Consider the following 21,288-nt stretch of genomic DNA (forward strand, 5'->3'; position numbering starts at 1 on the left):
CCGTCCAAAGAGAACAACGCGTGGCGATTGAGCACAACCTGGACGTACCCGCACCTGCACGATTGGGCCGGATGCCATATGCAGGCCGTTTTTGCGGAGGCGCAGCGACATGGAGCGTCTGACCCGGTTTCTGGCTGTACTGACGCGGTGGGGCCTGAGTCTGTGTGCCCTTTTCGTGGTGCTGGTCGCGCTGTACGTGAGCGTCGGGCGTCAGTTGGTGCCGATGGTGGCCGAATACCGCGCCGATGTGGAAGCCAAAGCGCAGACCGCGCTGGGCATGCCGGTGAGCATCGGTCGGCTGGAAGGCAGCTGGAGCGGCTTCGCCCCTATCTTCGTCGCCCGTGACGTAATGATCGGCGAGGGCGGCAACGCCGTTCGGCTGGATCACGTGCGGGCCATGCCTGACCTGCTCGCCAGCCTGCGGACCCGTGAAGTGCGCCTTGAACGGCTTGAGCTGGACGGGCTGCAGTTCGGCCTGAAAGAAGACCAGAACGGCCACTGGGCACTGCAAGGCCTGCCCGTACAGCCGGATCAGGTCACCGATCCCGAGACAATCTTCACTCAGATGCAGATGGTCTCGCACCTGTCGTTGTTCGACAGCCAGATCACCTTGCAGCCCTACGATCAGTCGCCCCTGACGCTGACCTATGTAAGCCTGACGCTGAAGACCGGCAGCGTGCACCAGCGCCTCGACGCCCGCCTGAACCTGCCTGACGGCCAGCCGCTGTCGCTGAACGTTCGCTCTACCGTGCGCGCCCATGAGTGGCGCGACGGTGCGGCCGAAGCGTACTTGAGCCTCCCGCAAAGCGACTGGTCGAAGTGGCTGCCGAAGAGCCTCACCCGCGACTGGAATATCCAGAACCTCAAGGCCGGCGGTGAGGTGTGGCTGAACTGGGGCAAGGGCAATCTGCAAAGTGCCGCGGTGCGGCTGAATGTGCCGCAGTTCAAAGGCGCCTACGCCGACCGCAAATCCGCGAGCATCGACAACCTGGCCCTAAACGCCTGGTTTCAGCGCGACGAAAAAGGCTTCAGCGCCACCCTCGACTCGCTGGCGATGGACCTGAACAGCAAGCGTTGGGAAAGCCGCATTCACTTGCAACAGACCGCCGCCACGGCTGACGCCGAAGAACTGTGGCACGTCCAGGCTGACCGGCTTGATCTGACGCCCATCACGCCGTTGCTCGACTCACTGGCGCCGTTGCCCGACCAAGTCATGGTGGCGGTGGACCGCCTGAAAGTCACCGGCGGGCTGCGCAACGTGCTGGTTGATTACCGCCCTCAGGCCGAGGCGCCGAAACGAGTGAGCTTCGCCGCCAACCTGGACAAGGTCGGTTTCGACGCCTACCACGGCGCGCCGGCTGCGGGGAACGTCAGCGGAGCCATCAGCGGAGATCTGGGCCAGGGCGAACTGCGCCTGGACACCGACGATTTCATGCTGCACCTGGACCCGATCTTCCGTAACGAATGGAAGTACCTTCACGCCAATGCGAAGCTGACCTGGTCGCTGGACGATCAGGGCTTCACGCTGATTGCGCCGTACATCAAGGTCGCGGGGGAGGAGGGCAACATCGCCAGCGATTTCCTCATTCGCCTGCACTTCGATCACAGCCAGGAAGACTACATGGACCTGCGCGTCGGGCTGGTCGACGGCGACGGTCGCTACACCTCCAAGTACCTGCCCGCCGTGCTCAGCCCGGCCCTCGATCAATGGCTGCGCACTGCGATTCTGGGCGGCAAAGTCGATCAGGGTTTCTTCCAGTATCAGGGCTCGATCAACAAGGACGCGCCTGACGTGGCGCGGGTCATCAGCCTGTTCTTCAAGGTGCGCAACGCGAGCCTGGCCTTTCAACCGGGCTGGCCGCAGCTGAACAATGTCGACGGCGATGTGTTCGTCGAGAACAGCGGCGTGCGCATTCGGGCCAACAAGGGTCAGCTGCTGAACACCCAGGTCAGCAATGTCGCGGTGGACATTCCACACGTCCCTTCGGGCCAGTCCAGCCATCTGCTGGTGGACAGTGACTTGAAAGGCAGCCTCCAGGACGGCATGAAGATTCTCCAGGAAGCGCCAATCGGCACCGCCCAGACCTTCGCCGGCTGGCAGGCGGAAGGGCCGTTGCAGGGGCACCTCAATCTGGATATTCCGCTGGTCAAGGGACAGGATCCCAAGGTCGTGATGGATTTCAGTACCGACAGCGCGCGGCTCAAGCTCGCCGATCCGGTGCTGGAGCTGACGCAGCTGCGCGGTGACTTCCGCTTCGATTACACCAAAGGCCTGAGCGGCAAGAACATCAAGGCCGTTGCGTTCGACAAGCCGGTGAACGCCGAGATTTTCGCCGAAGGCAAACCGGGGGCGCCGGTGACGCGCATCACCGCCAGCAGCCAGATCGCCAGCAAACGCCTGACCGATTGGTTGGGCGTCACGCAGCCGCTGCCGATTTCGGGGGATCTGCCCTATCAGCTGCAGCTAACGTTGAGCGGCAACGCCAGCCAGCTGCAGATCAACTCGGACCTGAAAGGGCTGGCTGTGGATCTGCCAGCTCCGTTCGGCAAAACCGTTGATGAGACGCGCGACACCGATTTCCGCATGAACCTGCAAGGCCCGGAGCGGCGTATCGACGTCGGCTACGGCAATATCGCCAATCTGGCGTTCGCGTCGCCGCCGGGTAAATTCGGCGACGGACGTGGCGAGCTGTTCCTCGGTGAGGGCGGTGCGATCGTGCCGGACAGCAAGGGGCTGCGTGTTCGCGGCTCGTTGTCGGAGCTGGACATCGCGCCCTGGCAAGCCATGGCTGAGCGTTATGCCGGCAATGATCCGGGCGGCAGCGCCAAGCAGTTGCTCAACAGTGTCGACTTGCAGATCGGCAAGTTGACCGCGATGGGCACGACCCTTGAGCAGGCGGGCGTTCAGCTCAAGCGCAGTGATACTGCATGGGCGCTATCGCTGGACAGCTCGAAGGTGAAAGGCACTGCTACGTTGCCGGACAGCAAATCCTCGCCGATCGACATCAGCCTGCTCTACGTGCGCTTGCCCGCGCCGGACCCGAATGCCGCAGTTGTGGAAAACGCGCCAGACCCATTGGCGGACGTCGACCCGCGCAAGATCCCCGCGCTGAACATCAAGATCACCCAGCTGTTTCAGGGCGATCAGTTGATGGGCGCGTGGTCGCTCAAGGTCCGTCCGACGCCGAACGGTCTCCAGATGTCTGACATGAATTTGGGCCTCAAAGGTATTGCGCTGCTGGGCAATGGCGGTTGGGAAGGCACGCCGGGGACGACGGGCAGTTGGTTCAAAGGCCAAGTGAGCGGCAAGAATCTCGCGGATGTGCTCAAGGCCTGGGGCTTCGCGCCCACCGTCACCAGTCAGGAGTTCGAGCTGAACGCTGACGGACGTTGGCCGGGTTCGCCTGCGTGGGTGGGTTTGAAGCGTTATTCCGGCAGCCTGGATGCGACGCTGAAGAACGGCCAGTTCGTTGAGGTCGAGGGTGGCGCGCAGGCGTTGCGAGTGTTCGGCTTGCTCAACTTCAATTCGATTGGCCGGCGTCTGCGTCTGGACTTCTCCGACCTGCTGGGCAAGGGGCTGAGCTACGACAAGGTCAAAGGGCTGCTGGTGGCGAGCGATGGGGTTTACGTCACCCGCGATCCGATCACCATGACCGGGCCGTCCACTAATCTTGAGCTCGACGGCACGCTGGACATGGTCCGCGACCGCGTCGACGCCAAGCTGCTGGTGACCCTGCCGGTGACCAATAACCTGCCGATTGCCGCATTGATCGTCGGCGCACCGGCGATTGGCGGCGCGTTGTTTCTGGTCGACAAGCTGCTCGGCGACCGCGTGTCCCGATTCGCCAGCGTCCAGTACAAGGTCGAAGGGCCATGGAAAGAACCCAAGATCACCTTCGACAAGCCGTTCGAGAAACCGCAGTGAGGTGTGACGCCCGGAAAATGAATCTGCGGTGTGACGCCCGACGCTTTCCCGGCTAAAGCCAGTCCCACTGAGTTGAAATCAGCGTGTCGAGCAAGCCCAATCATCGGCGCTTGGAGTAGAGTGCAGTTCTATCGATCAGGGAGCGTGTATGTCCTTCGCAGTCATTCAGATGGTCAGCCAGAGCGACGTGCTAGGCAATCTGGCCCAGGCGCGCCGATTGCTGGAACAGGCCGCTGCGTCAGGTGCGAAACTGGCTGTGCTCCCGGAAAACTTCGCCGCGATGGGCCGTCGTGATGTGGCTGCCATCGGCCGCGCCGAGGCCCTTGGCGAAGGACCGATCCTGCCATGGTTGAAACTTGCCGCTCGCGACCTCACCTTATGGATAGTGGCCGGGACATTGCCGCTGCCGCCCGAAGGTCAGCCTGATGGCAAAGTCACCGCGTGTTCGTTGCTGATTGACGACCAGGGCCGGCAAGTCGCGCGTTACGACAAGCTGCACCTGTTCGACGTCGATGTTGCCGATGCCCGAGGGCGGTACCGGGAATCCGACGATTACGCCCACGGCAACAATGTCGTAGTGGATGACACGCCGGTCGGACGGCTGGGGCTTTCGGTGTGTTACGACCTGCGTTTCCCGGAGCTGTACACCGCGCTGCGGGAGGCGGGGGCTGAATTGATCACTGCGCCGTCGGCCTTCACCGCCGTGACCGGCGCGGCGCACTGGGAGATTCTGTTGCGCGCCCGGGCCATCGAAACCCAGTGCTACGTACTGGCGGCCGCGCAAGGCGGCATTCATCCGGGGCCGAGAGAAACATTTGGGCACGCGGCGATCATAGATCCATGGGGCCGCGTGCTGGCCGAGCAGGCACAGGGTGAAGCCGTGCTGCTGGCCGAACGAGACAGCGTAGAACAAGCGTCCATACGGGCGCGCATGCCGGTATCGAATCACCGGCGATTTTTTTCGCAGGCCGCCGTGCGACCTGCCAATACCCCGGAGTGAATATGAGCCACTTGTCCTCTGTCAGCGAACACCTTCTGGCACCAGGCGGCCTGAGCATCGACAGCCTGCAATCGGTGCTCGGCGAGCTGGCCGGCCCCGGCATTGATGCGGCCGACCTGTATTTTCAGGGGCAGATTTCCGAGTCCTGGGCGCTGGAAGACGGCATCGTCAAGGAAGGCAGTTTCAACCTGGACCAGGGCGTCGGCGTCCGCGCGCAATCGGGTGAGAAAACCGGCTTTGCCTACAGCAACGCCATCACCCCTGAAGCTTTGACCCAGGCGGCGCGCGCCGCGCGCTCGATTTCCCGAGCTGGCCAGAACGGTCGTGTTCAGGCGTTCACCACCCAGGACGTCGCCCAGCTGTACGCGCCGGACAACCCGCTGGAAGTCATGACCCGCGCCGAGAAAGTCGAATTGCTCAAGCGTGTCGACGCCGCTACCCGTGCGCTTGACCCGCGCATTCAGCAAGTCACCGTGAGCATGGCCGGTGTCTGGGAACGCATTCTTGTCGCCTCCACTGACGGTGGTCTTGCCGCCGACGTCCGTCCGCTGGTGCGTTTCAACGTCAGCGTGATCGTCGAACAGAACGGCCGTCGTGAGCGCGGCGGCCATGGCGGCGGCGGTCGCACCGATTACCGTTATTTCCTCAGCGACGACCGCGCCATGGGCTATGCCCGTGAAGCGCTGCGTCAGGCGCTGGTCAATCTCGAAGCTATTCCGGCGCCGGCGGGCACCTTGCCAGTGGTGTTGGGTTCCGGCTGGTCCGGCGTGCTGCTGCACGAAGCGGTCGGCCACGGCCTTGAGGGCGACTTCAACCGCAAGGGCAGCTCGGCCTACAGCGGTCGCATGGGCGAGATGGTCGCGTCCAAGCTCTGCACCATCGTCGATGACGGCACGTTGGCCGATCGCCGCGGTTCTCTCACCGTCGATGACGAAGGCACCCCGACCGAGTGCACCACGCTGATCGAAAACGGTGTGCTCAAGGGCTACATGCAAGACAAGCTCAATGCACGGCTGATGGGCGTCGCGCGCACGGGCAATGGTCGTCGCGAGTCCTACGCGCACCTGCCGATGCCGCGCATGACCAATACCTACATGCTCGGCGGCCAGAGCGATCCGGCGGAAATCATCGCCTCGGTCAAGCGCGGGATCTACTGCGCCAACCTCGGTGGCGGGCAGGTCGATATCACCAGCGGCAAGTTCGTGTTCTCCACCAGCGAGGCCTATCTGATCGAAGACGGCAAAATCACCGCACCGGTCAAAGGCGCGACGCTGATTGGTAACGGGCCGGAATGCATGAGCCGCGTGTCGATGGTCGGCAACGATCTGTCCCTGGACAGTGGCGTGGGCACCTGCGGCAAGGACGGTCAATCGGTTCCAGTCGGCGTCGGTCAGCCCACGCTGAAGATCGATGCGATCACCGTTGGCGGCACAGGCGGGGCTTGATAATCGAGGGGCTTGCGCCGGTTGAGTGATTCAAACGGCGCAGCAGTTCTAGCGCAGTCCGCGTTTGCTTTCGTCTAGCTCGCGGATGTATTTGAAGATTTTGCGGGTCGCGGTAGGGGCCTTGTTCTGCGCGGCTTCATGCTGAGCCTGACGGATCAGCGAGCGCAGTTGCTGGCGGTCGGCGTCCGGGTATTCACTGACGAACTGCTCAAGTACGTCGTCGGTACCGGTCACCAGGCGATCACGCCAGCGTTCCAGATTGTGGAAACGCTCGTTGTACTGGCGCGTAGAAGCGTCGAGCTGATCGAGCAGCACCAGGATTTCATCCAGATCCTGATCGCGCATCAGCTTGCCGATGAATTGAATGTGGCGTTTGCGCGCAATGTGCGCGGTGTGCTTGGGAGCATCGGCCAATGCCCGACGCAGAGGGTCGGTCAGAGGCAGCTTGGCCAGCACATCGGGCTTGAATGTCGTCAAGCGTTCGCCCAGCTCCACCAGAGCGTGAAGCTCTCGTTTGACCTGGGTTTTGCTTTTCTCTCCGTCGAAGGAGTCGTCGTAAGAATCAACCATGGGGGCCGTCCGCAAATAAACGCCGCCATGATAACCAGTCAGGGCCCGGTTGTCCGGCCCGGCTGCTGAAATCAGAATTTGATGGAGAACGTCATGAGTGCATCAGAAAGCGTCGGCCCGCAGGCTTTGCCGGCATTGCAGCAGCAGGTCGAGCAGATCGTCGCTGAAGCCAAGCGTCAGGGCGCGACTGCGTGTGAAGTCGCCGTGTCGCTGGAGCAGGGCCTGTCCACCACGGTTCGCCAGCGCGAAGTCGAGACAGTCGAATTCAACCGCGATCAGGGTTTCGGCATCACCTTGTACGTGGGCCACCGCAAGGGTTCGGCCAGCACCTCCGCGAGCGGCCCCGACGCCATTCGTGAAACCGTTGCCGCGGCCTTGGCCATCGCCAAACACACGTCGGAAGACGAAGCCTCGGGGCTCGCCGACGCTGCGCTGATGGCGAAAGACCAGCCGGATTTTGACCTCTATCACCCGTGGGACATCACCCCCGAACAAGCCATCGAGCGCGCGCTGATCTGTGAAGCCGCAGCCTTCGACGCCGAAAGCCGGATCAAGAACGCCGACGGCACCACGCTGAACGTGCATCAGGGCTGCCGCGTCTACGGCAACAGTCACGGTTTCATCGGCGGCTACGCGTCGACCCGCCACAGCCTGAGCTGCGTGATGATCGCCGAGGGCGAAGGGCAGATGCAGCGCGACTACTGGTATGACGTGAATCGCCGTGGCGAGCTGTTGATGGACGCCAGACTCATCGGCCAGAAAGCCGCCGAGCGCGCCGCGAGCCGACTGGGCGCACGGCCGGTGCCGACTTGCGAAGTGCCGGTGCTGTTCTCGGCAGAATTGGCGGGCGGTTTGTTCGGCAGTTTTATGGGCGCGATTTCCGGCGGCAACCTGTACCGCAAGTCGTCTTTCCTTGAAGGCGCCATCGGTCAACGTCTGTTCCCCGAGTGGATGACCATCGACGAGCGTCCGCATCTGGTCGGCGCCATGGGCAGCTCCGCGTTCGACGGCGATGGCCTGGCGACTTACGCCAAGCCGTTCGTCGAAAACGGTGATCTGGTCTCCTACATCCTCAGCACCTATTCGGGCCGCAAACTCGGCCTGCCGAGCACCGCGAACGCAGGTGGCGTGCATAACCTGTTCGTCAGCCACAGCACTGAGGACCAGGCGGCGCTGATCCGCCGAATGGGACGCGGGCTGTTGGTCACCGAGCTAATGGGCAGCGGCCTGAACATGGTCACCGGCGATTATTCTCGCGGCGCGGCAGGTTTTTGGGTCGAGAACGGCGAGATCCAGTTCCCGGTTCAGGAAGTAACCATCGCCGGCAACATGCGCGACATGTTCAAGCAGATCGTCGCCGTGGGCAGTGATCTGGAGTTGCGCAGCAACATCCGCACCGGCTCTGTGCTGATCGAGAAAATGATGGTCGCGGGCAGCTGAGTTCGTCCTGTTCGGCCGCTTCACCCAAAAGGCCTGCCCCGATTTCGGTGCGGGCCTTTTTTATGGGCGATTTCAAGCTCCGTGCGTGAACTCAATCCGCCGCCGGGGTTGTTTTGATTCTTAAACTCATTTAATAATGAATCTCATTCGTTAAGTGGGCCTCGGTCATGGGCACTGTTCTGCACGAGTCGCCGTACCTGGAAAACTGGCGCGCGTTGAGTCTGCGGATTCGCTGCGCGCTGGATCCGGACGAGCCGCGGCTCATCGAACACTACCTTGCGGAAGGCCGCTACCTGGCGCGCTTTACCGCCACGCCCAAATCCCTCATCTGTGAAAGCACCTTTCGCCTGCTGATCGACACCGCCAGCGATACCGCGCTGCCCTGGCATTGGCGTTGTCTGTGCCTGGACCAGGCATGGCGTCCGCTGCGAGACATGCAGGCGCTTGCTTTCTCCGCTGCTCAGTTGGAACGCGTTCAGGCCTTCGCCCAGCGCCTGGCGACCTGCGCACTGCTGCCGTCGATTTCGCTGACGGAACCCGCGCCATCGAATCCGCAAAACGCCCTGCCGACGGCTTCTGATCGCCGGCGCCACTCGTGAGGACCTGCGCCATGGAGCAATGGAAACGTACCATCCTGAGCGGTAACAGTTGCTTCAACCGAGGCGACCTGATCGATGCGCGAGAGCTGTACCTGCAAGCCCTCGCGCTGGCGCAAGTGCTGTTCGACCGCTGGAGCGTCGCCGATGAGGCCGTGGCGGCGTTCGTGATTTCGCACCACAACCTGGCGGATCTGCACCTGAGCCTGGGTCAGCCGGAGGAGAGCGCCGAATACCTCTGCGCCGTCCATCAGCGCCTGTTGAATGTGATTCAGGACACGCAAATGACGCCCGCCCTGCGACAGTCGGCGCTGCGGCACAGCAATAAAACCTACAGCGAACTCTTGGGTTTCGTCGGCCAATACGGCGAGTACCCACGCACCCGTCGCCTGCTCAACAGCAACGGCGAACATTCCCGCTCGGCGCTTCAGCACCACGTTGCCCGCGCCGGCACCCTCTCGTTTGGAGTCCACTGACATGCCGTTTACCTTGCCTGCCTTGCCCTACGCCTACGATGCACTCGAGCCGCACATCGACGCGCAGACCATGGAAATCCACTACAGCAAGCACCACCAGACCTACATCAACAACCTCAACGCAGCCGTCGACGGCACGGAATACGCCGAGTGGCCCATCGAGAAGCTGGTCGCCAGCGTCGCCGAGCTTCCGGAAAAACTGCGCCCGGCGGTGATCAATCAAGGCGGCGGTCATGCCAACCATTCGCTGTTTTGGGAAGTGATGAGCCCCCAAGGGGGCGGCCTGCCAAGCGGTGCGCTGGCGACGGCGATCGACGAGCAAGTGGGCGGATTCGACGCGTTCAAGGACGCCTTCACCAAGGCAGCGCTGACCCGCTTCGGCAGCGGCTGGGCCTGGCTGAGCGTTACCCCGGACAAAAAACTCGTGGTGGAAAGCAGTGGCAATCAGGACAGCCCGCTCATGAATGGCAACACGCCGATCCTCGGGCTGGACGTCTGGGAGCATGCCTATTACCTGCGCTACCAGAACCGTCGTCCGGAATACATCGCCGCGTTCTACAACGTCGTCAACTGGGATGAGGTTGCCAAGCGCTACGCAGCGGCGCTCGGCTGAAATTTCCCAGACCTCGGATAAGGCGATTTATGCGTTCGGACATACTGGCTCTCGGCAGCGTGCGGTTATTGCGGCTGGCATTGGGCTCGATTCTGGTCCTCGTTGGCACCTGCCTGCTGGTGGCGCAGGGACTTTCATGGGTTGCACTTGAGCCCAGAATGTTGCGAGCGCTGGAAGGTGGCGCCATCTGCGCATTGGGCACCGCGCTGGGTGCCGTGCCGGTGCTGGTGATCCGCGGCATGCCGGTGGCGGTGTCCGACGGCCTGCTGGGATTCGGCGCCGGCATCATGCTGGCGGCGACGGCGTTTTCATTGATCGTGCCGGGCCTTGGCGCGGCCCACGATTTGGGCTTTACCCCGTGGGGCGCCGGTGCGTTGATCAGCTTCGGGATATTGCTCGGCGCGGCGGGCCTGTTTCTGGTCGACACGCTGGTCTCCAGAGGACCGCAGTTGTCGGAGGTGGCCGGGAAACCGGCGATTCCCTCGAACATCTGGCTGTTTGTGATTGCCATCATTGCCCACAACATTCCCGAAGGCATGGCGGTGGGCGTGTCGGCGGGTGGTGGTCTGGCTCACGCCGACAGCCTGGCGATGGGTATCGCCATTCAGGATGTGCCGGAAGGGCTGGTTATCGCGCTGGTGCTGGCGGCTGCCGGCATGTCGCGGCTCAAGGCGTTTCTGATCGGCGCGGCGTCCGGGTTGGTCGAGCCGGTGTTCGCCGTGCTCTGCGCCTGGCTGGTGGAAGTGGCCGCGTTGCTGTTGCAGGTGGGCCTGGCGCTGGCAGCCGGGGCGATGCTGCTGGTGGTGACCCACGAAATCATCCCCGAATCCCGCCGCAACGGTCACGACAAAATTGCCAGCTTCGGATTGCTGGTCGGGTTCTGCCTGATGATGGTGATGGACACGGCGTTGGCCTGAGGGTGAGTGCAGGTGAAAGCCTGCCTCAGCCCAGCTTCGACAGCGTCACGGCATCCGGCTTGCCGTCGAAAAACGCCTCAAGCACTTCCTGAAAAACCCGCGTTTCAGGCGCAACCGCTGCAAGCAGGGTCATGCTTGATCGCAACTTCATGTCGTCCGGCGAGCCCATGATCTGCAGGGCGCTGCGGTCTTTCCATTCAAGCAACGCCTCGCAACAGCGCGCCAACCGTTCGCCCAATACCGGATGCTGCAAGTAGGCAATCGCCTCGTCACGCCCACTGATGCCGTACCGCCGGGCCATGTCGCTGTGGCCCAGACCCGCCAGTTGCGGGAAGACGAACCACATCCAGTGCGACTGTTTGCGCCCGGATTTAAGCTCCGCCAATGCGCGTTCGTGGGTCGACGCTTGCGCCTCGACAAATCGCTGCAGGTCAAATGGATCGTTCATGGCTGACTCCTCGCCCTGACCACGGCCTCTCGCCGTGCTTGGGATTCAGACTACCGCAGCGGGCGATGTTTCCAGCGTTTTCAGGCGCCCGCTCCTCAGGTGGATAAAAACCCTTATAATCCTGCGCCTATTCCTTCTGATGCGAGATCCGCCGTGAGCTTACCGCCGTGCCCAAAATGCAGTTCCGAGTACACCTACGAAGATGGCAGCCAGTTCGTGTGCCCGGAATGCGCCCATGAATGGTCGGCTGACGGCGCCAGCGCCGAGGCGGGCGATGACACCAAAGTCATCAAGGACGCCGTGGGTAACACCCTGCAGGACGGCGACACCGTCACGGTCATCAAGGACCTGAAGGTCAAAGGCTCGTCGCTGGTGGTCAAGGTCGGCACCAAGGTCAAAAACATCCGTCTGGTGGACGGCGATCACGACATCGACTGCAAAATCGACGGCATCGGCGCGATGAAGCTGAAGTCGGAGTTTGTGAAGAAGGGTTGATCTCCACGAGGATCGTTCCTCACGCTCCGCGTGGGAATGCCGCTGATGACGCTCTGCGTCTCCGGAATGCGTGTCCCACGCTGTACAGGTGGGGGTGACCGGGGTGGCGCTCCACCTTGCTCGGGAAGACTGCATTCCAGCCGCCGGATACTTTACGGATGTACCCACGTCTTCGTGAGCAAGCTCACTCCCACAGGATCGGGGGTGGACTCAGGATCTCGGGAATGCTGGTGGACTTGTGGGAGCGAGCTTGCTCGCGAAGATTGCATTCCAACCGCTGGATACTTTGCGGATGTACTAACGTCTTCGTGAGCAGGCTCACTCCCACAGTTAACTTCAAGCAGCCATGTATTTGGGGGACGCGGAGCATCCCGCGCGGAGCGTGGGAACGATCATAACGATCATGGTGGAGTGACAAGCGCCCACCTCAACTCGGCAAATTAATCCCGAACGTATTCACCCCATGCTCGCTGCGCACGAACACGGTGCCGCCGTGCATCAGGGCGATGGCTTTGACGATCGCCAGGCCCAGCCCGTGGTTGGCGCCGCTGTTGCTGCGCGAGGCATCCACCCGGTAAAAGCGCTCGAACAGTTTCGGCAGATGTTCCTCGGCGATCGGCGCGCCGGGGTTGGTCACGCCGATGCTGACGTGATCGCCCTCATCGCGAATATCCACATGAATCAACTGCCCTGGCGAGGTGTGCTGCACCGCATTGTGCAGCAGGTTGATCAGCGCCCGGCGCAAGTGCGCGGTTTCGATGGGCGCGCTGGCATCGCCTCGCACGTCAACCTGCACCTGGGCGTCTTCCAGAATGAAATCCAGGTAATCCAGGGTCTTCGCCACTTCCTGGGCGAGCGAGGCCTGGGTCAGTTGCGTGGCCTTGCTGCCCTGGTCGGCGCTGGCCAGAAACAGCATGTCATTGATGATCGAGCGCAGCCGCTCAAGCTCCTCAAGGTTGGATTGCAGCACCTCGAAGTAATGCTCGGCCGACCGCCCTCGGGTCAACGCCACCTGGGTCTGCCCAATGAGATTGGTCAGTGGCGAGCGCAGTTCATGGGCGACGTCGGCGTTGAACGACTCCAGCCGCGAATAGGCCTGCTCAACCCGGTCCAGCGTGGAGTTGAACGAGGTCACGAACTGATCCAGCTCCGGCGGCAGATGCGCCAACTTCAGGCGCCCGCTCAATCGAGGCGGCGTCAGTTTGCGCGCCTCCAGCGACAATTCCGTCAGCGGTTTCAGGCCAATGCGCGCCACCCAGTAACCCAGTGCTGAGGCGAGGAGAATGCCGACGGCTGCCAGACTGATCAGCGCGATGAGCAGCGAGTGTTGGGTCTGCCAGAAGGTTTCGGTGTCGACCGCTGTGAGAAAACGCAGCGGCGGGCGTTGATCTTTCGCCGGGAACTGACTGACCAGCACTTTGAACGGGTAATCATGGCCGCTCAGGTTCAAGTCGCGCATGCCCAAGGGGCCCTTGGCGAAAGCGCGGATCTCGGCGTCCGGGTTGCCGAATTCATAGGTCGGGTTGTCGCTGACCACCCAAAAGCGCAGGCGTTTGTCTTCCTCGCTGAGCAGCCTGAGCTTGGCGTTGATCTTCGCCCAGTGTTCAGGCGTGCCGTAACGCTGGACGGCCGATTCGAGCACGCTGTATCGAGCGTCGACCTCGGCTTCCGGCAGCAGACCCAGGCCCTTGTCCACTTGCAGGTAAAGCGCCCAGCCGATCAACAGAAACACCAGCAGCGCCACGAGGGCGAACATGCCGCTCAGGCGCAGGGCGATGGAGTTAGTCGACACGACGGCTCTCCAGCACGTAACCCATGCCGCGGATGGTGTGCAGCAGTTTCTGCTCGAACGGCCCGTCGAGCTTGGCGCGCAGGCGTTTGATCGCGACTTCGACGACGTTGGCATCGCTGTCGAAATTCACGTCCCAGACCATCTCGGCAATCGACGTCTTCGACAGGATTTCCCCCTGACGCCGGGCCAGTACGCTGAGCAGCGAAAACTCCTTGGCAGTGAGGTCCAGACGCACGCCGGCCCGCGTGGCCTTGCGGCTGATCAGGTCGATCCACAAATCGGCGACGCTGATCTGCACCGGCTCGTGACCGCCGCTGCGTCGGGTCAGGGCTTGCAAACGCGCCACCAGTTCCAGAAACGAGAACGGCTTGCCGAGGTAATCGTCAGCGCCTTCGCGCAGGCCGCGTATGCGATCGTCGACGTTCTCGCGGGCGGTGAGCATGATCACCGGCGTCTGTTTGCGCGCGCGCAGGGCACGCAGCACGCCATAACCGTCCAGACCCGGCAGCATGACGTCGAGAATGATCACCGCGTATTCACTCTCCAGCGCCATGTGCAGGCCTTCGATGCCTTCGCGCGCGACGTCGGTGGTGTAACCCTGCTCGGTCAGGCCCCGGTGCAGGTAATCGGCGGTTTTCTCTTCGTCTTCGATAATCAGGACACGCATCGGTCCACGCTCACTTGTTGATGCTTACTTATAGGTGCTTGTTTCAACGGCCTGCTTTTCCGCACCCAGTTGGACTGCGGCTGGCCTGGACGCTGTCGAGCCTGGCGCTGTCGGGTCCGGCGTCGGACGCTGGCGATGGAAAAGTCGCTCAAGCTGCAGGTAGATCACCGGCGTGGTGAACAGCGTCAGCGCCTGGCTCACCAGCAATCCCCCGACAACGGCAATGCCCAACGGCTGACGCAGTTCAGCGCCGACACCATAGCCGAGCATCAAAGGCAGCGCGCCGAGCAATGCGGCCAGCGTGGTCATGATGATGGGCCGGAAGCGCGTCAGACACGCTTCATAAATGGCGTCACGCGGGGACATTCCGCGATTGCGTTGAGCGTCCAGCGCGAAGTCCACCAGCAGGATGCCGTTCTTCTTGACTATGCCGATCAGCAGCACGATCCCGATCAGGCCCATGATTGAAAAGTCCTGACCCATCAGCCACAGCAGCAACAGCGCACCGATACCGGCGGAGGGCAGGGTGGAAATGATGGTCAGCGGGTGGACGAAGCTTTCATAAAGCACGCCAAGGATGATGTACACCGCCACCAGCGCGGCGAGGATCAACCACGGCTGGTTGGCCAGCGAACTCTGGAACGCCTGGGCCGCGCCCTGGAAGTTGCCGATGATCGAGGCCGGCATGCCGATTTCGTTCTTCGCCTGATCGAGCAGCACCACGGCATCCCCCAGCGCCACGCCTGCCGACAGGTTGAACGACAGGTTGGCGGCCGGGAACATGCCATCGTGGCTGATCGACAACGGGCCCATCTTCGGCGCACCGACCTTGGCCAGCGCCGACAGCGGCACCATTTCATTGGTCAGCGGCGAACGCAGGTAGAAGTAGTTCAGGCTTTCGGCCTTGCCGCGCTGTTGCGGCTCCAGCTCCAGAATGACTTTGTACTGGTTGATGTCGGTCTGGTATTCGTTGATCTGCCGCTGACCAAAGGCGTCGTACAGCGCCTGATCGACGTCCGCCGTGGTCAGGCCGAAGCGCGCCGCGGCGCTGCGGTCGATGTCCAGGTGCGTGACGCTGCCGCCCAGTTGCAAGTCGTTGGAGAGGTCACGGAAAGCCGGCAGGGTTTTCAGCTTATCGGTCAGCTTCTGCGTCCAGACATTCAGCAGCGCGCCGTCGTTACTCTTGAGCACGTACTGATACTGCGCGCGGCTCGGCCCTGAACTCAGGTTGATGTCCTGCCCGGCCCGCAGGTACAGGACGATGCCGGGGATCTGCGCCAGTTTCGGCCGGATCCGGTCAATGAACTGGCTGGCTGTCACATCCCGGTCTTCGCGGTCTTTGAGGGCAATCCACACCCGGCCGTTGGCAATCGTCTGGTTGCTGCCGCTGACGCCAACCGAGTGCGAGAACGCTTTGACCGCCGGATCGGCGGCGATGATTTTCGCCAGCTGTTTGTGTTTCTCGATCATGTCCGGGAAGGAAATATCCGCCGCCGCTTCGCTCGTGCCCAGCACCATGCCGGTGTCCTGCACCGGGAAGAACCCCTTGGGGATCAGCAAATAGCCGGCCACCGCCAGCACCAGGGTCAGGCCAAAAATCCCCATCATCATTCGCTGGTGGGCGAGGGCGAAGCGCACGCCGCGGGCATACCGCGCGAGCAGTCGCTCCCCGAAGCCGGGCTTGGCGTGAGGATCGTGTTTCGGCGCGCGCATGAACAGCGCTGCAAGGGTCGGCGCCAGCGTCAGTGACACCACCACCGAAATCAGAATGGTCGACGTCGCGGTCAGCGCGAACTCCTTGAATAGCCTGCCGACCACGCCGCCCATGAACAGCAGCGGAATGAACGCGGCAATCAGCGAGAAGCTGATCGACACCACGGTGAAGCCGATTTCACTGGACCCCTTGATTGCCGCATCGCGCATGCTGTCGCCGGCTTCGAGGTGTCGATGGATGTTCTCGACCACGACAATTGCATCATCGACGACAAACCCCACCGCCACCACGATCGCCACCAATGTCAGGTTGTTCAGGCTGAAGCCGAGCACGTACATCAGCGCGAAACTGGCGACGAGGGACACGCCGAGCACGGCGGTCACGATCAGCGTCGCCGAGAGCTGTCGGAGGAACAGCGCCATGACCGCGATGACCAGGGCGATGGCGATCAGCAGCGTCATTTCCACTTCATGCAGCGACGCACGGATGGTTTTGGTGCGGTCGCTGAGTACCGAGACGTCCACCGACGCCGGGAGCATTTCCTGCAACTTGGGCAACTGGCCGAGTACGCGATCGACTGTCTCGACGATGTTCGCGCCGGGCTGGCGGAACACCACAATGTTCACGCCCTGCTGATCCCCGGACCAGGCGCGCACGTAGGCGTTTTCCGAGCCGTTGACGACCCGCGCCACGTCGCGCAAATGAACCGGCGCGCCGTCTTTGTAGGAAACGATCAGTTGTTCGTAGTCCTTCGCCTGAAACAGTTGGTCGTTGGAGGCGAGGGTGGAAATGCTGTCTTTGCCGTACAGCGCGCCCTTGGCCAGGTTCAGGCTGGTCTGCTGCAGGGATTCCCGCAGATCGGCGAGGGTCAGCCCGATCGACGCTAGTTTTTCGGGCGCCGCCTGGACACGAATCGCCGGACGTTGCTGACCGGTGATGTTGACCTGTCCGACGCCGTCGATCTGGCTCAACTGACGCGCCAGCAGGGATTCGGTGACGTCGCTGAGTTCGGTGCCGGGCATCAGGTTCGAGCTGACGCTGAGGATCAGCACCGGGCTGTCCGCCGGGTTGACCTTGCGCCAGGTCGGCAGCGTTGGCAAATCCGCGGGCAAGCGCCCGGCTGCCGTGTTGATGGCTGCCTGCACTTCCTGCGCGGCGGTGTCGATGCTTTTGTTGAGGGTGAATTGCAGCGTCAGGTTGGTCGATCCCAGCGCGCTGCTCGACGTCATCTGTGTCATGCCGGGAATGGCGCTGAACTGCACTTCAAGGGGCGTCGCCACTGACGACGCCATGGTTTCCGGGCTGGCGCCGGGCAACTGGGCAGCAACCTGAATCGTCGGAAATTCGGCTTCCGGCAGCGGCGCCACCGGCAGGCGAGGGAAGGCGATGCAGCCCAGCAGCACCAGCGCGAAGGTCAGCAAAACGGTGGCGATCGGGTGGTTGACGCACCAAGCGGAGATAGAACCGCGGCTGTTCATTTTGCCGCCCCGGTGGAGTCGGCCAGGGTGTCTACAGGATCACCCTTGACCACCTCGATCCGCGCGCCGTTTTTCAAACGTGACTGACCATCGCTGACCAGCACGTCATTGGCCTCCACCCCGCTGATGAGCATCAGGTCGCTGTCCTGATACAGCACGTTGACCGGCACCACTTCAGCCGTGTCGCCTTTGATCCGATACACGTAATGCTGGTCGATGCCGCGCTGCACCACTTGCGGCGGGACCTTCAGGGCACCGCGGTCGATGGCGGTCTGAATGCGCACGGTCACCAGTTGCCCGGGCCACAGCTTCTCTGTGGCGTTGTCGAATATCGCTTTGGCGCGAATGGTGCCCGTGCTGGCCGCCACCTGATTGTCGATCAGCAGCAACTTGCCCTGACCCAGGAGCGTGCCGGTTGCGCCTTCGCCGAGGTAAGCGTTGACCGGCGCGGGCGTGCTGGAGGCGATCAGATCATGCAGCGTTGGCAGCATCTGCTGCGGCAGGGAAAACTCGACCGCCACCGGGTCGATCTGCGTGACCGAGAAAAGCCCGGTCGCATCGCTGACGCGCAGGAAGTTGCCTTCATCAACGTTGCGGATGCCGACCCGGCCCGTCACCGGCGAGCGTATTTGTGTGTAGGAAAGCTGCACCTGCGAGGCATTGATCGACGCCTGATTGCCCAGCGCCGTGGCCTTGAGTTGATCGACCAGCGCTTGCTGCTGATCGTACTGCTGTTTCGAGATGCTGTTGTCGACGGTCAGCAGCTTGTAGCGCTTGAGGTCGACATTGGCCACGTTCAGCTGCGCCTGGCTCTGGGTCAACAGCGCTTTGGCCTGATCGAGGGCAGCGCGGATCGAACGATCATCGATGGTTGCCAGCAGATCACCCGCCTTCACCAGCTGCCCTTCCTTTACCAGCACTTTGGTCAGAATGCCGTCCACCTGAGGGCGAATCACCACGCTTTGCAGCGACAGCACCGAGCCGATCCCGGTGACATAACGCGGCACGTCTTCCTGAGTCACGGTGATCACGCGCACCGGTACGGCAACGGGGGCGCTGACTTTTTTCGCTGCGGGGCGAGTCAATGCCCAGACGCCTGTCACTACGAGCACGACCAACAGGGTCGCGAGCATCACGATTTTGTTCTTCTTCTGCATACAGGGACAGGCCAACCAGTGAATGAGGGGCGTAACCGGGAGCGTCCTTTATAACCCTTCGACCCGGTCAGCAAAATGACTGCTGCCTGTCAATATTGTCAGGTGAATAAGGGCAGACGATGAACGTGGGTAAAGAAACAAGGCCGCAGGGCGATACCCAAATAGAAGCCACGAGTTTCGATGAACGAGTTCTACTGTGACGGGGAAAATTCTTACATAAACTTCGTGAGTTCTGAATGCTTGTTCACAGGGCTCTGACTTACGTCGGTAAGCGGCTCTACTCCGGAGTGTGTGTCATGAAAAGCCTCATGGCTGTTTCGTTGTTGTTCTCGGTCGCAGTTCTCGGCGCTGACGCCATAGCGGGGTCCACCGCGTGGGCCGCCCAAGGTGGCCTGATGTTTCATGGCAGCGTGGTGAATGCCGCGTGCGACGCCCAGGTCTTGAGCGCTCCGTCGGCGGCATTACTTCCGACAACCTTGCAGGCCGAACCTGACGTCACCGTGGGCCTGAGTCGCCACAACGACGCCTGCGGCAAAGGCGTTGTGCCCGTGCAGGCACGTTACACCGAACTGGTTTCCGACCCGCAGAACCCCCGCGCGGGAATTGTCACGCTGACCTACCAGTAGGCACTACTACCCCCTCGATTCGCGATCCCCACTGACGACCCCGGTTCCATTGAGCCGGGGTTTTTCGTGGGTGAGACTTTTACATGGGCGCGTTTTTCAGGTCGGCGGTTAGGTGCCAGGCGCGAAGGTTGGTGAAGGTTCTTCGCGAGGGTTACTCCGCAAACCCCCGCCCGGTGAGGCCTCTGAAACAATAGCGTCATCTCCTACCGAAAGTTCCGACACGCGCCACTGTCCTTTCAATCCACAGGATGTAGAACGCCTGACAGCCGATCCTGGAAGCGCTGCTTATAGTTCCTCTCGTCCTTTTGGGCACACACGAATCGACACAAGGAACGTCGTTATATGAAAAAGCTTTCTCTTACCCTGGCTATCGTGGCCGCAATGGGGCTTGGCATTTCCGGGACCGCGAATGCTGCGAACAACGGCAAACTTGTTTTCACCGGCACCCTGACCAACATCACGTGTGACATCGGCGCCGGGACTGGCGCCACCCCTGGCAACAACCCCGGCGAGATCAATGTCGACCTGGGCAACGTCTCGTTTTCCGACATCGGTCTCTTCGCCGACAACAAACTTGAAACTGCATCGCCCATCCAGCTGCTGGTCAATTGCACAGGCGGCGCCGCTCAATACAACACCGTGAACATGCGCTTCGTCGCCCGTCAGGGCAGCGGTCTGGATAACCTCGACCAGAAACTGCTGCGGGCTACCGGCGCGGCGGACGGCGTGGGCATCGGCCTGCTCAATGCGTCCAACCAGTTGATGGACCTGAGCGGCAACGAAACCATCGACACGCCGCTGGTCAAGGACGGCGCCGATGGCGCTACCGCCGAGATCAACTTCGGCGCCGTTTATGTCCTCAACGGCGCGACAACCAACCCGGGTAATGCCGACGGCTTCCTGCCGTTCGTGATGGATTACGAGTGATGTAGCAGGCGAGCGGGCAATGGCTCGCTCGCCTTCCTGGCTTGCCCACCTCACAGCCCAAGACGGTCTCACCATGTTTCCTGAATTCCTTCGCGGCTCCGCCCTCTGGCTGGGGTTGCTTCTGGCTGCCCCGGCGCAGGCGGGCATCGTGCTCAACACCACGCGTGTCATTTACCAGGCCGCGGACAAGGAGGTCAGTTTCGTTGTGAACAACAGCGGCACGGCTGACATCCTCGCCCAGTCATGGCTTGAAGCGCAGAGCGACACCGAGAATCTGCCCTTCGTCGTCACCCCGCCACTGGCGCGGATGGCAGGCAGCGCCCGACAAATGATTCGGGTGATCTACGCCGGCGAAGGTTTGCCCAACGACCGCGAGTCGGTGTTCTGGCTCAACGTCCAGGAGATCCCGCAATCGGCGAAGGACAACCAGCTGCAGATCGCGATCCGCCAGCGCATCAAGCTCTTCTACCGGCCCGCCGGGTTGAATGGCGATCCCCTCGATGCGGCAAAAAGCCTGCAGTGGCGCGTACATGACGGCCAGCTGGAAGTCAGTAATCCGACGCCCTATCACGTGTCGATGATCCAGATCGACGCCCGGCAGCAGGGCAAGACGCTGTTCAAGGCGGACAGCAGGATGCTGGCGCCAAAGCAGACCGTCCAATTGCCGCTTACCAAACTGGCCAGCGGTCACGCAGTGGAGCTGCGGTTCATCAGCATCAACGATTTCGGCGCGCAGGAGCCGTACAGCGCGAAGGTCTCCGGTGGCCAGACGACTCAGGCCATCAAGGTCGCCAACGTCATCACCCGGGCCGAGTAGCCACTCAGTCGGGAAGGCTTTCGCCCATGTTTTTCTTCGGTCGCCGTCATGCGATCCCAGCGCCTTGCGCCTGCCAAACGTGGTTTGCCAGCGCCCTCGGAATCGAGAACACGAGTGAAACCCGCCAATGGAACCCCGAGATCACCAAAAGGGATATGCACGGATGGCAGCATGCTCTTCACACC

18 protein-coding genes are annotated in these 21,288 nt (G+C 62.1%); 12 read left to right on the forward strand and 6 right to left on the reverse strand.

Translation table 11 applies throughout. From position 1 onward, the window contains the following. Window positions 1-109: 109 nt before the first annotated feature. The 3 genes from ACYASU_RS19025 to tldD all read left to right on the forward strand — a co-directional run bounded on the left by ACYASU_RS19025 (window position 110) and on the right by tldD (window position 6,370). Window positions 110-3,925, forward strand: coding sequence for a YhdP family protein (locus ACYASU_RS19025; RefSeq protein WP_463583707.1), 3,816 nt, complete (start codon window positions 110-112; stop codon window positions 3,923-3,925). Window positions 3,926-4,073: 148 nt separating this feature from the next. Next, a complete protein-coding gene (locus ACYASU_RS19030; protein ID WP_463583708.1) occupies window positions 4,074-4,925 on the forward strand; it encodes a carbon-nitrogen hydrolase family protein in 852 nt (283 codons plus the stop codon). 2 nt (window positions 4,926-4,927) lie between these two features. Further along, window positions 4,928-6,370, forward strand: a complete 1,443-nt coding sequence (gene tldD / locus ACYASU_RS19035) for a metalloprotease TldD (protein WP_237251253.1) — start codon at window positions 4,928-4,930, stop codon at window positions 6,368-6,370. A gap of 48 nt (window positions 6,371-6,418) precedes the next feature. Here the strand turns inward: tldD and yjgA are convergent, their stop codons facing one another. After that, window positions 6,419-6,940 carry a ribosome biogenesis factor YjgA gene (gene yjgA / locus ACYASU_RS19040; protein ID WP_065990105.1) on the reverse strand — a complete coding sequence of 174 codons (522 nt, stop codon included), beginning with the start codon at window positions 6,938-6,940 and terminating at the stop codon, window positions 6,419-6,421. 93 nt (window positions 6,941-7,033) lie between these two features. Between yjgA and pmbA the strand changes: the two genes are divergently transcribed. From pmbA to ACYASU_RS19065, 5 genes are all read left to right on the forward strand, one after another. Next, the gene (gene pmbA / locus ACYASU_RS19045) at window positions 7,034-8,380 is read left to right on the forward strand and encodes a metalloprotease PmbA (RefSeq protein ID WP_463583709.1); all 1,347 of its coding nucleotides are present in this window, start codon (window positions 7,034-7,036) and stop codon (window positions 8,378-8,380) included. A gap of 167 nt (window positions 8,381-8,547) precedes the next feature. Then, window positions 8,548-8,979, forward strand: coding sequence for a FagA protein (locus tag ACYASU_RS19050; protein ID WP_346629987.1), 432 nt, complete (start codon window positions 8,548-8,550; stop codon window positions 8,977-8,979). An 11-nt stretch (window positions 8,980-8,990) separates the two neighbouring features. After that, window positions 8,991-9,452 (forward strand): hypothetical protein, encoded by a 462-nt coding sequence (locus ACYASU_RS19055; RefSeq protein WP_463583710.1) that lies wholly within the window; start codon window positions 8,991-8,993, stop codon window positions 9,450-9,452. A gap of 1 nt (window position 9,453) precedes the next feature. Further along, entirely contained in the window at window positions 9,454-10,065 is a 612-nt protein-coding gene (locus tag ACYASU_RS19060; protein ID WP_282370439.1) for a superoxide dismutase, read from the forward strand. Window positions 10,066-10,094: 29 nt separating this feature from the next. Further along, window positions 10,095-10,982, forward strand: a complete 888-nt coding sequence (locus tag ACYASU_RS19065) for a ZIP family metal transporter (protein WP_463583711.1) — start codon at window positions 10,095-10,097, stop codon at window positions 10,980-10,982. Window positions 10,983-11,007: 25 nt separating this feature from the next. Here the strand turns inward: ACYASU_RS19065 and ACYASU_RS19070 are convergent, their stop codons facing one another. Next, window positions 11,008-11,430 carry a DUF1810 domain-containing protein gene (locus tag ACYASU_RS19070; protein WP_463583712.1) on the reverse strand — a complete coding sequence of 141 codons (423 nt, stop codon included), beginning with the start codon at window positions 11,428-11,430 and terminating at the stop codon, window positions 11,008-11,010. A gap of 153 nt (window positions 11,431-11,583) precedes the next feature. On the opposite strand from ACYASU_RS19070, the gene ACYASU_RS19075 reads away from it, so the two are divergent. Beyond that, complete coding sequence (locus tag ACYASU_RS19075; protein WP_074886446.1) at window positions 11,584-11,925, forward strand: zinc ribbon domain-containing protein YjdM; 342 nt, start codon at window positions 11,584-11,586, stop codon at window positions 11,923-11,925. Between the two features lie 427 nt (window positions 11,926-12,352). Here the strand turns inward: ACYASU_RS19075 and ACYASU_RS19080 are convergent, their stop codons facing one another. Genes ACYASU_RS19080 through ACYASU_RS19095 form a run of 4 tightly spaced genes read right to left on the reverse strand, consistent with a single transcriptional unit; the run spans window position 12,353 to window position 18,733 of the window. Further along, complete coding sequence (locus ACYASU_RS19080; RefSeq protein WP_192170708.1) at window positions 12,353-13,717, reverse strand: heavy metal sensor histidine kinase; 1,365 nt, start codon at window positions 13,715-13,717, stop codon at window positions 12,353-12,355. Further along, window positions 13,707-14,384: a heavy metal response regulator transcription factor gene (locus ACYASU_RS19085; protein WP_122534987.1), complete on the reverse strand. Its 678-nt coding sequence runs from the start codon at window positions 14,382-14,384 to the stop codon at window positions 13,707-13,709. The genes ACYASU_RS19080 and ACYASU_RS19085 overlap by 11 nt, the downstream gene beginning before the upstream one ends. Window positions 14,385-14,408: 24 nt before the next feature. Next, on the reverse strand, window positions 14,409-17,576 hold the full coding sequence (locus ACYASU_RS19090; RefSeq protein WP_346629993.1) for a multidrug efflux RND transporter permease subunit: 3,168 nt from the start codon (window positions 17,574-17,576) through the stop codon (window positions 14,409-14,411). Then, window positions 17,573-18,733 carry an efflux RND transporter periplasmic adaptor subunit gene (locus ACYASU_RS19095; RefSeq protein WP_463583713.1) on the reverse strand — a complete coding sequence of 387 codons (1,161 nt, stop codon included), beginning with the start codon at window positions 18,731-18,733 and terminating at the stop codon, window positions 17,573-17,575. The genes ACYASU_RS19090 and ACYASU_RS19095 overlap by 4 nt, the downstream gene beginning before the upstream one ends. Before the next feature lie 296 nt (window positions 18,734-19,029). Here ACYASU_RS19095 and ACYASU_RS19100 point away from each other — a divergent pair, with 296 nt between their 5' ends. The 3 genes from ACYASU_RS19100 to ACYASU_RS19110 all read left to right on the forward strand — a co-directional run bounded on the left by ACYASU_RS19100 (window position 19,030) and on the right by ACYASU_RS19110 (window position 21,103). Continuing rightward, on the forward strand, window positions 19,030-19,359 hold the full coding sequence (locus tag ACYASU_RS19100; protein ID WP_463583714.1) for a hypothetical protein: 330 nt from the start codon (window positions 19,030-19,032) through the stop codon (window positions 19,357-19,359). A 342-nt stretch (window positions 19,360-19,701) separates the two neighbouring features. Beyond that, on the forward strand, window positions 19,702-20,286 hold the full coding sequence (locus ACYASU_RS19105; protein WP_282370418.1) for a fimbrial protein: 585 nt from the start codon (window positions 19,702-19,704) through the stop codon (window positions 20,284-20,286). Between the two features lie 73 nt (window positions 20,287-20,359). Then, window positions 20,360-21,103: a fimbrial biogenesis chaperone gene (locus tag ACYASU_RS19110; protein WP_463583715.1), complete on the forward strand. Its 744-nt coding sequence runs from the start codon at window positions 20,360-20,362 to the stop codon at window positions 21,101-21,103. Window positions 21,104-21,288: the final 185 nt, after the last annotated feature.

It is taken from the genome of Pseudomonas sp. HP_12 (genome assembly GCF_055283955.1).

What these genes read in the sequence shown, in the direction of transcription:
- ACYASU_RS19085 (WP_122534987.1), bottom strand. Translation starts at nt 14,384, where the DNA reads ATGCGTGTCCTGATTATCGAAGACGAAGAGAAAACCGCCGATTACCTG.
- ACYASU_RS19095 (WP_463583713.1), bottom strand. Translation starts at nt 18,733, where the DNA reads ATGCAGAAGAAGAACAAAATCGTGATGCTCGCGACCCTGTTGGTCGTG.
- ACYASU_RS19070 (WP_463583712.1), bottom strand. Translation starts at nt 11,430, where the DNA reads ATGAACGATCCATTTGACCTGCAGCGATTTGTCGAGGCGCAAGCGTCG.
- pmbA (WP_463583709.1), top strand. Translation starts at nt 7,034, where the DNA reads ATGAGTGCATCAGAAAGCGTCGGCCCGCAGGCTTTGCCGGCATTGCAG.
- ACYASU_RS19065 (WP_463583711.1), top strand. Translation starts at nt 10,095, where the DNA reads ATGCGTTCGGACATACTGGCTCTCGGCAGCGTGCGGTTATTGCGGCTG.
- ACYASU_RS19030 (WP_463583708.1), top strand. Translation starts at nt 4,074, where the DNA reads ATGTCCTTCGCAGTCATTCAGATGGTCAGCCAGAGCGACGTGCTAGGC.
- ACYASU_RS19110 (WP_463583715.1), top strand. Translation starts at nt 20,360, where the DNA reads ATGTTTCCTGAATTCCTTCGCGGCTCCGCCCTCTGGCTGGGGTTGCTT.
- ACYASU_RS19100 (WP_463583714.1), top strand. Translation starts at nt 19,030, where the DNA reads ATGAAAAGCCTCATGGCTGTTTCGTTGTTGTTCTCGGTCGCAGTTCTC.
- ACYASU_RS19105 (WP_282370418.1), top strand. Translation starts at nt 19,702, where the DNA reads ATGAAAAAGCTTTCTCTTACCCTGGCTATCGTGGCCGCAATGGGGCTT.
- ACYASU_RS19090 (WP_346629993.1), bottom strand. Translation starts at nt 17,576, where the DNA reads ATGAACAGCCGCGGTTCTATCTCCGCTTGGTGCGTCAACCACCCGATC.
- ACYASU_RS19055 (WP_463583710.1), top strand. Translation starts at nt 8,991, where the DNA reads ATGGAGCAATGGAAACGTACCATCCTGAGCGGTAACAGTTGCTTCAAC.
- ACYASU_RS19050 (WP_346629987.1), top strand. Translation starts at nt 8,548, where the DNA reads ATGGGCACTGTTCTGCACGAGTCGCCGTACCTGGAAAACTGGCGCGCG.
- ACYASU_RS19060 (WP_282370439.1), top strand. Translation starts at nt 9,454, where the DNA reads ATGCCGTTTACCTTGCCTGCCTTGCCCTACGCCTACGATGCACTCGAG.
- tldD (WP_237251253.1), top strand. Translation starts at nt 4,928, where the DNA reads ATGAGCCACTTGTCCTCTGTCAGCGAACACCTTCTGGCACCAGGCGGC.
- yjgA (WP_065990105.1), bottom strand. Translation starts at nt 6,940, where the DNA reads ATGGTTGATTCTTACGACGACTCCTTCGACGGAGAGAAAAGCAAAACC.
- ACYASU_RS19025 (WP_463583707.1), top strand. Translation starts at nt 110, where the DNA reads ATGGAGCGTCTGACCCGGTTTCTGGCTGTACTGACGCGGTGGGGCCTG.